General features: G+C 70.2%; 4 protein-coding genes. All 4 read left to right on the plus strand.

From position 1 onward, the window contains the following. The first annotated feature begins 394 nt into the window (after positions 1 to 394). Positions 395 to 3,457, plus strand: coding sequence for an FG-GAP-like repeat-containing protein (locus AB0M28_RS38565; protein ID WP_365415181.1), 3,063 nt, complete (start codon positions 395 to 397; stop codon positions 3,455 to 3,457). Between the two features lie 276 nt (positions 3,458 to 3,733). Next, the gene (locus AB0M28_RS38570; RefSeq protein ID WP_365415183.1) at positions 3,734 to 5,284 is read left to right on the plus strand and encodes an FG-GAP-like repeat-containing protein; all 1,551 of its coding nucleotides are present in this window, start codon (positions 3,734 to 3,736) and stop codon (positions 5,282 to 5,284) included. Between the two features lie 77 nt (positions 5,285 to 5,361). Continuing rightward, on the plus strand, positions 5,362 to 6,921 hold the full coding sequence (locus AB0M28_RS38575; RefSeq protein ID WP_365415185.1) for an FG-GAP-like repeat-containing protein: 1,560 nt from the start codon (positions 5,362 to 5,364) through the stop codon (positions 6,919 to 6,921). A 25-nt stretch (positions 6,922 to 6,946) separates the two neighbouring features. Continuing rightward, positions 6,947 to 10,122, plus strand: a 3,176-nt coding sequence (locus AB0M28_RS38580) for an FG-GAP-like repeat-containing protein (protein ID WP_365415187.1), incomplete at its 3' end; no start/stop codon positions are given.

A 10,122-nucleotide genomic window follows, 5' to 3' on the forward strand; every position in this document is an offset into this window, starting at 1 on the left:
GCGCGGCGGACAGGAGAACGAGAAGTGAGCAGCAGAGACGTCATCCTGGGACGGGCCCGGCGCCGTTTGCGGACAGGCGCACATGGAGGCAGAAAGCGCCTTCCGTCCGTCGTCGGCGGAACTGTATGATCAGGCCGCTCGACTGCGGCCCCTGCCGCGTCGGCCGAGAGGGCCCCACCCCACTCACGCGAGTCCCGTAACCAACGTGTGCCGTCGGCAACCCGGCGTGCTCCGTCATGTCCCGTGAATCCGCCCCCGGCGGCCGGGTGAGACTCGCCATCGGGCGGCAGGGCGGTATGGCGGCAGGGCGATCTTCCAGATGACCACCAGTGGCGTTCCGCCGACGGCCCGTGTGCCTCGGAACGTCGTGACTCGGAGGCAGTTTGTGCGAGGGATGAGCAGGCGGACCGCGGCCGCCGCGGCACTGATCGTCGCCGTGTCGGGGGTCGGAGCCGCAGATCCGGTGCTCGCGGACACGACGTCCCCGGCGTCCGAGATCGTGGTCCCGCTGGCGCAGAAGCCGGCGTTGCGGGCGGGTACGGGTAGTTGGGTGGGCGATCGCGGATTCGTCCTCAGCATGCCGGATCCGGCCGGAACGCGGTACCGCTGGCAGTCGTGGGACGGCAGGACACAACTGGACGTCCCGTCGCACTCCCTCCTCCTTTCCATCCGCTATCCGGACGGGAGGGAAGAACTCGTCATCCAGGGGTCCTCCCTGCGCGAGTTCCAGACGTACGACCTCGGGTCGGCCGGAGGCTGGGTGACACACGCCCTGCCCGAAGGGCAGGAACTGTCCTACGCGGCGGGCGGAAGCCAGGGACGGCAGCTGGTCACCTACACCCCGCGGCGGGACGCGAGCGGAGCGGTCGTGGGGGCCGATCTGCACCTGCTGACCGAGAACGGGGACACTGGCACGTACTCGCGCCGTGATGTCTCCGGCTGGCCCGGCGGCTTGCCCGAGTCCCCGCGGGGCGGAGACCACAACGGCATGATCGTGCACTACCGGCCCTCGGGCAACGGCTCGCAGATGGCGCTCATCGACTTCGGTTCCGCCGGCGTCGTCTGGACCGGTGAGTCGCAGCCCCAGGTCCTCTTCGACGCGACCCGTTTCGGCTGGTATCTGTACGGCAAGGCCCACGTCCTCTCGCGCACCGACCCGAGCGCACCTGAGCGGACGGTCACCCTTCCCCCCGCCGGTGGGCGTGCCACGTTGTTCGGTGACGCACTGCTCCTGGTGGATGACACTGCGCTGCCCGGCGATCAGGTCACCAGCCCTCTGTACCGAGTGCCGCTGGACGGCAGTGCGGCGGAACCCGTCTTCTCCGAGGCGAACTACGTGGCGTTCAGCCCGAGTACCGGAGGCACTCTCGTCCGGGCCGGCTCCGAGGCCGACATGGAGAGCTGGGCATGGATGCGGGTCAGGGAGGGGGCCGACGGGGAACCGGAGCTGACCACCGCGGCTCCGATCAGCGTCGATTACGCGCACCGCTACGGGCTGTCGCTGGTGCGCGGGAAGCTCCGCTACGTCGAGGGGGTGTTCGCGTCATCCGGAACGCCCGTACTGAAGCGATCCATCGAGGACGTCGGCGTCGCGGTCCAGCCCGTGCGCGGTGTCTACTTCCCCGGGAGTTCCCTGGACCCGACCGCGAACCGGTGCGGCCCCTCAACCGTCTGTGTCCCGCAGGTGGGCGGCAGCTACACCTACGACCCCGTGACGCTGTACACCGGGTCCGACGGCGTCGACCGGTTGAAGACCGGCAACGATCGGGTGATCAGCATGGGGGGCGGGGGAGGTCGCCTGCTCGACGTCTCTGAGCGGTACGCGCTGTACGAGAGCGCAACCGGGGAAAGCCAGACGGTGGTCGACCTGTCCGCGGGGAGCGTGCTCGAAACGCGCGCCGCCCGGCCTGCCGCAGTGTGGGGCGACTCGCGGTTCAGCGCCACCGCCACGACGGGCCAGGTCGTCATCGAGGACCTGAAGACGGGTGCCACATCCACGATCGACACCGGCGCGGGATGCGCGTTCAAGGAGATCCAGGCGCTCGGCCGCTGGCTGTACTGGTCGTGCGGGACCAAGGCCGGAGTCTATGACCGCACCGGGGGGAAGAACATCGCGGTGCCCGTGAACGAGGCACTACTCGGCGACGGTTATGTCGCGACCCACGACAAGGCGGCCGGCAAGCTGACGCTGACGGACGTGACCTCCGGCGCTCCGGTGACCCGCACCGTCGCCGACCTTCCGGACGGTGGTGCGGGCGTGGGCCGGCACGTCCGCTGGACGGTCGACCGGTTCGGCACGAACCTGGCGTACGTCGACGCCGAGGAACGGATCCATGTGGTCCCCTCCGGCGTCACACCGCAGAACCTCACTGCCCTGGCCGCTACCCCGGGCGGACAGATCACACTGCCGGACTCCGATGAGGCCGATCGGTTGATCTGGTCCGGCTACTTCTCCCGGCCCGTCGCATCCTGGTCGCTGTCGATCCGCGGCAAGCGGTCGGGCGAGCTGCTGCGCACCCTTACCGGCGGGGCCACCCGGGCCGCGGCGGTGGTGCGCTGGGACGGCAAGGACGCCGCCGGCCGGTGGGCGCCGGACAGCGCGTACACCTTGACGCTGACGGCCGGGCCGGCGGACGGACAGGGCCCGGCGCTGGTGACCACCAGCACGCTCACGGTGCGGGGCAACGTCGCGCGGCGCGACCATTCCCGCCGGGACGGCATCGGTGATCTGCTGGCTGTCACCACGTCCGGTGACTTCACCGTTTACCGGGGGACAGGTTCCGGGACCTTCCTGAGCGACGCCTGGGGCCAGCCCTGGTCGGCGTCGATCAGACCGGTGCCCTTCGGGGACCTGGACGGCGACCGGTGCAACGACTTTCTGGTACCGCTTGCCAGCGGGGAGCTTCGGGCGTACCGCCCGAGGTGTGGATGGCCCTTCGAGTCGAGCACCGCGTTCGTATCGCTGGGCACGGGATGGACGGCGTACAACGCCCTGACGTATCCGGGTGACATGACCGGCGACGGCCGCCCGGACCTGCTGGCGCGCGGGGCGAAGACGGGGACGCTGTACCTGTTCCCGGGCACGTCGGGCGGGAAGCTGGGCGCGCGGAGGGTCGTGCGTACGAACTGGTCGGGCTTCACGCACATCGTCGGGGCGGGCGACCTGAACGGCGACGGCATCGGGGATGTGCTGGCCCGCAGCACGACGGGGAAGCTGTACCGCTGCTACGGCCGCGCGGACGGCACCCTGGGCTCCGGTGTGGTGCTGTGGTCGGACTGGGGCGCGTCGTACAAGGAGGTCATCGGCATCGGTGACATCACCGGCGACGGCAGGGCGGACCTCGTCTCCCGCGACAAGTACGGCAACCTCTACCGCAACTCCGGCAACGGCAACGGCACCTTCGGCGGGCGCGTGAGGATCGCGACCGGCTGGCAGGGATACGTGAGGGTCTTCTGACCGAGGTCAGGGTCTTCTGGCGGGCGCGACAGTCCACGGCTTTGCATCGCTGCAGGCCGTGGACAGCGGCGGAAGAAAGCGCCTTCCGTGACGAGTGTTGCCGCTGATACGATCCGTCCGCTCGAGTGCGACGTCTGTCGCACCATCCGGGAGGGCCCCACCCCGCTCGCGCGAGTCCCATACGCAACGTATGCAGTCGCTGGTATTCCGGCGCGCATTGTCCTGCCGGTTTTCGTGCCGGGGAGTACTGAGGGTTTCATGAAGTGGTCTGTTCGCATGCCCGCGCCCCGTGCGCTCGCGCGCCTGGCGGTCGCGGCGGCGGGGGCCGGAGCCGTCCTTGCGGGGCTGCTCACCGCGGGCGTGCCTCAGGAGGCGCAGGCCGCGACGAGCGTCCCGTCCTGGGTGATCCCGCTGCACTTCGAGGACGAGGCGACGGGCGCTCTGCGCTGGTGCACGGGTATCACGCTGACTCGCAGCCGGGTGCTGGCGACGCCGGACTGCTTCACGGGGATGTCCCAGCAGGACTTCGAGCGCTTCTACGATCTGTCGACCGGAGACATCAGCGGCGGCACCAACGGGCCCCGCTACCGCAGCCATCCGCGCTACGACTCCACCACCCGCCGCGCGGACTGGGCGGTCTATGCCTGGGAGACGCCCTCGTCATACGGGAAGCCGACCCTGGCCTCGACGTCCGAAGCGACTCTGTACGACGCGGGATCGGCGGCGACGTTCTACTCCTGGTCGGGCCTGAGCACGAACGGCGCGCCGCGCACCCGGCACTCCGAGCCGGTGGTCGTCAGATCGGCCGCGGAGTGCGCCTCGCTGCTCGGCAGCAGCCTGCCGTGGGGCAGCTTCTGCACCACCCCCGCCCCCGGGACACCGCTGATCGCCGACGAGGACCAGTGCCTCGGCGACGCGGGCGGCGCGCTGGTCGCGGGCGGCAAGCTGGTCGGTATCTCCGCCACCCGCAGCACCGGTTGTGTGCAGGGCGGCGTCCGCCTGTACACGAGCGTCCCGGCGTACCGGGCGCAGATGACCGGCTTCAGCCGCGAGGTCGACAGCTGGTACAACGATCTGGGGTCCGTGCTCACCCGGCAGACACTCCCCGTGGGCGGCGCGATGATCGACGTCTGCTCCACAGATCCCGACCAGCGACTCATGGGCTGCGGCGCGGACAACATGGGTGCCACCGGCGACTGGACGTACAGCTTCACCACCCAGTTCGGCGATCTGAAGGGCGACGGCGAGGGCGACTGGCTCGCGAAGACGTCCGGCGGACGGCTCTACCGGGTGGCCGACCCGCTGGACCAGGAACTCGGCGACGCCCCGCGCCAGTACCTCGGCGACTGGTGGGGCAAGTACAAGAACCTCGTCGCGACCCGCGACCTGAGCGGTGACGGCCTGCCCGACATCCTGGCCCGCGACACGTACGGCGTGGTGTGGCTGTACAAGGGCAGGAGTGACGGGTCGGTGTCCGGCCGTACGAAGGTCACGACCTGGAAGTCCTACACGGCGATCGCGGGCCGCGGCGACTACTCGGGCGACGGGAAGAACGACGTCGTGGCCCGGGACTCGGCCGGTGTGCTGTGGCTGTACCGCGGCAACGGCCACGGCGGTTTCGAGGCGCGGACGCAGGTCGGCTCCGGCTGGAACAAGTTCAACGTGATCGTCGGCAGCGGCGACATGGACCACGACGGCCGCCAGGACCTCGTCGTCCGCACGACAGAAGGCGCGGCGTACCTCTTCAACGCCGACCACACGGGCGGCTTCTACACCAAGAAGCTGCTGGCGTCGTCCGGGTGGCAGAAGTTCAGCAAGATCGCCTGACCGACCTTCCGTCGGGTCCCTGAGAACAGCGAGATCACGTCGTGCTTCCTGAATCAATGAAATGGGATTCCTCTGATATGACGCGAGCGTTCCTCCCCTTCCGGCGTCGCACCCGGCGCATGGCGGTGGCGGCCGTCGCCTCCGCCGCGGTCGTCGCGGGTGTGCTGACCGCCACCGCTCCCGGCGAGGCGGCGGCCGCCACGACCACGCCGACGTGGCTGATCGCGCTGAAGCAGTCGGACGAGGCGACGGGCGCGGAGCGCGCCTGCACGGGTGTGGCGCTGAGCCGGACCCGGGTGCTCGCGACGGCGGACTGCTTCACGGGGCACTCCCAGGAGGACTCGCTCTTCCTCTACGGCGCCTCGGGTGAGCGCATATCGGACACCAACTCCCCGGTGTACCGCACCCACCCGCGCTACGAGGCCGCCACGCGCAAGGCGGACTGGGCCGTGGCCGTAGCCGAGACACCGAGCACGTTCGGCACCGCGGTGCTCGCCTCGTCGTCCGACACCGCGCTGTACGCAGCGGGCGCGAAGGCCGTCTTCCACTCCTGGACGGGTGTGCAGACACCGGACGCCCCGCGGGTGGCGCACTCCGAGAGCGTGGTGCTGCGCTCAGCGACCGACTGCGCGGCGCTGCTTGGTCGGTCGCTCCCGTGGGGGACGTTGTGCACGACCCCCGCTCCGGACACGCCGCCGGTGGCGGACGGCGACCAGTGCTACGGGGACGCGGGCGGCGCCCTGGTCGGCGGCGGCAAACTGCTGGCGGTCTCGGCGACGAGCGCCACGGGATGCGCTCAGGGCGGGGTGCGGCTGTACACGAAGGTCGCCGACTACCGGGCCCAGATGACGGACTGGTCGAGGAATGTGGACCTGTGGTCACACGTTTCGGGTTCCGTCCTGGCGCGCGAGGGTGAGCACGCCGACCTGATCGACGTCTGCGGGATTCCCTACCCCGATCTGGGCATGACCGCGGACTGCCGCGTCGACAGCGGCGGCGACTACGGCGACACCGGCTACGTCTGGAACACCCAGCTCGGCGACCTGCGCGGCGACGGCAAGGGCGATCTGCTGGCGAAGACCTCGGACGGCCGGCTCTACCGGCTGGTCGAACCGCCGAGCAACTTCAAGAACGCCTCGCGCAAGTACCTCGGCGACTGGTGGAACAAGTACAACCGGCTGATCGCGACCCGCGACCTGAGCGGTGACGGCCTGCCCGACCTGCTCGCCCGGGACGGCGACGGCTATGTGTGGCTGTACAAGGGGAAGAGCGACGGGTCTCTGTCCGGCCGTACCAAAGTCGCGAACTGGAAGTACTACTCGGCGATCGCGGGTCGGGGCGACTACTCCGGCGACGGGAAGAACGACGTCGTCGCCCGGGACGGCAACGGCGTGCTCTGGCTCTACCGCGGCAACGGCCGCGGCGGTTTCGAGGCCCGGACCCAGGTCGGCTCCGGCTGGGGCAAGTTCAACGTGATCGTCGGCAGCGGGGACATGGACAACGACGGCCGCCAGGACCTTGTGGTCCGTACGACGGACGGCGCGGCGTACCTCTTCAACGCCGACCACGCCGGCGGCTTCTACAGCAAGAAGCTGATCGCCGCGTCCGGCTGGAAGAACTACGTCAAGATCACCTGATCGGAAGGTGTGTGTGGGGGGTCTCATGGGCTACCAGCGAACGAACCAGGGCCGCAGACTGAGCGCACTGCTCGGTGCCGCCCTCACCCTGGCGGCAGTCAGCGCGGTGCTGCCCGCCGTACCGGCGGCGGCCGACACCGCGGCCGGCACGGTCGTGCTCCCGCAGGAGGACCGGCGTGTGCCACGCAGCGTGCGCGTGCTGAACGCCGGGGCGACCGGCTTCCTGTACGCGCAGGAGGGCGACGACCGGCTGCACTGGGTGGACTACGCGACGGGGGCGGAGACGATCCTGGCGCAGCGGCTGCCGGAGAAGATCACGTACAACCCCTTCGACGGATTCCGCGGATCGGCCAACGGACAGGCCTACTACGGCGCCGGCTCCGACACCGTGGCCCTGTACTCCGACACGCCCGCACCCCATGTGACCCTGCAACAGGGTGCTGGCGGCGGTGCGACGACGGAGATCGCCATCCCGGAGGGCCAGACCTACTACGGCACCTTCGGGACCACCGTCGTGACCAAGACGGGCCCCGCGCTGGAGCCGACGTCATACCACCTGCTGCGCAGCGAGTCGGGAACCGTGACGGACACTCCCGTCACCGGAGTGCCGGAGGGGGCGAAGCTGGACCAGTCGCTGGAGGACGGTGACTCCCGCTCGGTCGTCCTGCGGTACAGCACCGCCGTACCGGACGGCACCGTGCTCGGATTCGGCATCGTGGACCTGGCCGACGGTGTGATGCGTGCGCTGCCCTATCCCGGCAGCGCGTGGTCGGTGAACGGCTGGCGGCTCGGCCGTGACTCCCTCCTGCGCCTGATGGACTCGTCGGCCGCCGTCGTGGACCGGGCGGATCCCACGACGGTGATCGTGCCCCGCGTGGAGTCCGGCAGCGTCACGTACGACTCCGCCTTCGCCCTGCTGGGGGATTCGGTGCTGGCCGCCGACGTCATGCAGGACGGCAACAGCGACTACATCGGGCAGCCCCTGGTCGAACTGGGCGTCGAGGGGCAGCCGATGACCCGGTTGCTCGACGGCGCGCAGAGTTCGTTCGTCGTGGCACCCGACGGGTCTGTTCTCGTGGCCGGCACGGAGGCCGTCCCCGACCAGGGCACACCCGACTGGGCCGTCTACCGCTTCTCGCGGGCGGCGGACGGCAGCCTGGTCAGGAAGCGGCTCGCCACGATCGCGCCGATGCCGGCGTGGATCTACGGCCTCTCGCTGGGCAGCGGCATCCTGACCACCGCCGACGAGGGGACGGCGTACTCACCCGGCGGCATCATGGGCGGCTACCACAGCACCTGGCTGGCCACGAAGGGCACGCCCTCCGCCGTCCGGCACACCGCGGACGGTGTGGTGTCCGGGCGGGAGGGGGACTGCCACGCGTTCGACCTCCCGAGGAGCGGCTGCGTCACCATGTGGGCAGGCGGAGACGGCTTCCACGGACGCGAAGAGGGCACCGAACAGGGCGCCACGATGTTGCTGCGGAACGGCACCGCCACCTGGGGACCGCAGATCGACACGGGGGAGGACTCGCCCCGACTCGCGGATCTCTCCGGCCGCTTCGGCGTGGTGAACGGGGCCTCGTCGGACAACCAGTACGTAGTCGGGTTCCAGCAGGGCACCCCGGGCACCGTTGTGCAGAAGCGCGACCGGGTGGGCGCCGCCGTGTGGGGCTCGACGTTGTGGAGCGGCGGTACGAGCGGATCAACCGTCACCGCGACCAGGCTCCCCTCGGGCGGCCAGATCACGTCCTTCACCACCCGCAACGGCTGCCTCCCCAGTGAACTCCAGGCCGTCGGGCGCTGGGTGTACTGGTCGTGCATCGACCACTGGGGATCTGTGCAGGGGGCGGGCGTCTTCGACAGCCTGACCCGGCAGACGATGACCGCCCCGGCCAAGGACGTGCTGCTGGGCGACGGCTACTTCGTGCAGTACCTGTCGGGCCAGGGCCTGAAGCTGATCGATCTGCACAGTGGGCTGCCTGCCAGTGGCGCCTATACGGACCTGCCTGCCAAGGTGCTGGCCACCGAGACCGACATCGGCCCGCGCCACGAGCGGCGCTCCGACTGGACGGTCGACAGGTTCGGCGGCCACGTGGCGTACGTGGACCCCGACCGGCACGTGCACGTCGTGCCCACGGGGATCGCCGCGCCCGCGATGAACGTGATCGACTCCGTTGAACCCGGTACGTCACTCGACCTCCGGACGGCCGCCGCGACCTGGTCGGGGAAGTGGTGGCTCTCCAAGCCGGCCGCGACCTGGACGCTCGCGATCCGCGACAAGGTGTCCGGGGCAGTCGTGCGGACGCTCGGTGGCGGCGAGGCCAGAGGAGCGCTCGCGACGTCCTGGGACGGCCGGACGTCCACCGGCGCCTACGTGCCGAACGGCGCGTACACCTGGTCGTTGACGGTCCAGCCCGCCGACGGAGCGGGCGCCGCGCTGGTACGGACGGGCGCGGTGAAGCTGACAGGTGGCGCCCCGGTACGCCGCGACCAGGTCGGCGCGGACGCCCTGGGGGACCTGCTGTCGCTGAGTTCGACGGGTGCGTTCTCCTTCCACAAGGGGGGCGGCTTCACGACGAAGGTTTCGGGTGCGGCGTGGTCGACGTCGTTGGTGGCGGTGCCGTTCGGGGATGTGAACGGGGATCGGTGCAACGACGTGCTGGTGCGGTTCAGCAGCGGGACCCTGCGGGCGTTCAAGCCGGGGTGTGGTGCTGCCCTGAGCAGCACGACTCCGTACACCTCGCTGGGGACCGGCTGGGAGCTGTACAACGCGTTCACCTCGCCCGGCGACATGACGGGTGACGGGCGGGCGGATCTGCTGGCGCGGGGTGCGAAGACCGGGACGCTGTATCTGTTCCCGGGGACGGCGGACGGGAAGCTGGGTGCTCGGAAGGTCGTGCGTACGAGCTGGTCGGGCTTCAGCCACATCGTCGGTGCCGGGGATCTGAACGGCGACGGCATCGGGGACGTGCTGGCGCGCAGCACGAGCGGCAAGCTGTACCGCTGCTACGGCCGCGCGGACGGGACCCTCGGTTCGGGTGTGGTGCTCTGGTCGGACTGGGGTGCGTCGTACAAGGAGGTCGTCGGCGTTGGTGACATCACCGGTGACGGCAAGGCGGACCTCGTCGTGCGGGACAAGTACGGCAACCTCTACCGCAACGCCGGCAACGGCAACGGCACCTTCGGCGGGCGTGTGAAGGT

The organism is Streptomyces sp. NPDC051940 (genome assembly GCF_040680895.1).
Taxonomy (GTDB): Bacteria; Actinomycetota; Actinomycetes; order Streptomycetales; family Streptomycetaceae; genus Streptomyces.

What these genes read in the sequence shown, in the direction of transcription:
- AB0M28_RS38565 (WP_365415181.1), top strand. Translation starts at nt 395, where the DNA reads ATGAGCAGGCGGACCGCGGCCGCCGCGGCACTGATCGTCGCCGTGTCG.
- AB0M28_RS38570 (WP_365415183.1), top strand. Translation starts at nt 3,734, where the DNA reads ATGCCCGCGCCCCGTGCGCTCGCGCGCCTGGCGGTCGCGGCGGCGGGG.
- AB0M28_RS38575 (WP_365415185.1), top strand. Translation starts at nt 5,362, where the DNA reads ATGACGCGAGCGTTCCTCCCCTTCCGGCGTCGCACCCGGCGCATGGCG.